Below are 879 nucleotides of genomic sequence, written 5' to 3'. Positions count from 1 at the left end.
GACCGGGGTTTTATCCAGGGTCAGTTGCTCGAACTTGCCAACGTCAGCGCCCGTTACCGAAGCGATGGATTTAACCACCGGATCGTTCGCACCGACATAAACGTTATCCGGTGCGGTCACAGTGACCGAGCCGGTGGTGCCGTTCGCCGGGATGGTGATGGTGGTTTTACCATCGTCCAGGGTGAAGGTCAGGGCACCGTGGTTGTTAATTGGCAGACCGTCTTTGTTGGTCAGCGTCACGGTGTAGGTGATGTCGCCGCCTTCAGTGACCGACGAAGTCGCGGTCAACTTGGCGACCACTTCGTCGATGGTGTCGGTGACTTTAACCGACGCATCGCCACCCAATTGCAGGTTTTCGAACGTGCGACCGTCGATGTCTACAGCTGAGGTAATACCGAGTTTGATTTCACCCGAATCTTTGTAAACGTCATCGCCCTGCGCAGCGTGCTCGTACGACACGCTGGTCTGGCCAGCCTTGATGGTGACCTGAGCATTGTTGCTCAGGGTCACGACCAAGTCGTGCGCCAGTGCAGTGTTGATCTGTACGGTGAAGGTTGGTTTGACGTTCTCGGCAACCGAAGTTTGGTCGGCGGTGATGGTGACCTGCACCAGATCGCCCTGGTTACCCGTGCCTGGAGTGCCCGAACCTGGTTCGTCAGTCACAGTGGTGCTGACCGGAGTTTTATCCAGGGTCAGTTGCTCGAACTTGCCAACGTCAGCGCCAGCAACAGAGGCGATGGATTTGACCACCGGATCGTTCGCGCCCACATAGACGTTGTCCGGTGCAGTCACAGTGACCGAGCCCGTGGTGCCGTTCGCCGGGATGGTGATGGTGGTTTTACCATCGTCCAGGGTGAAGGTCAGGGCACCGTGGTTGTT

Annotated in this window: 1 protein-coding gene; it reads right to left on the bottom strand. The window is 57.5% G+C overall.

Annotation, left to right across the window (positions count from 1 at the left end; all coding sequences use genetic code 11):
* Window positions 1–879: immunoglobulin-like domain-containing protein (locus tag IAE36_RS23455; protein WP_201214971.1), on the bottom strand; the 879-nt coding region annotated here is incomplete at both ends.

This window comes from Pseudomonas sp. S36, from assembly GCF_016647875.1.
In the GTDB taxonomy this organism is placed as follows: Bacteria; Pseudomonadota; Gammaproteobacteria; order Pseudomonadales; family Pseudomonadaceae; genus Aquipseudomonas; species Aquipseudomonas parafulva.
The sequence above is the reverse complement of the archived record's forward strand: the minus strand, read 5'-3'. Positions and strand labels throughout refer to the sequence as shown.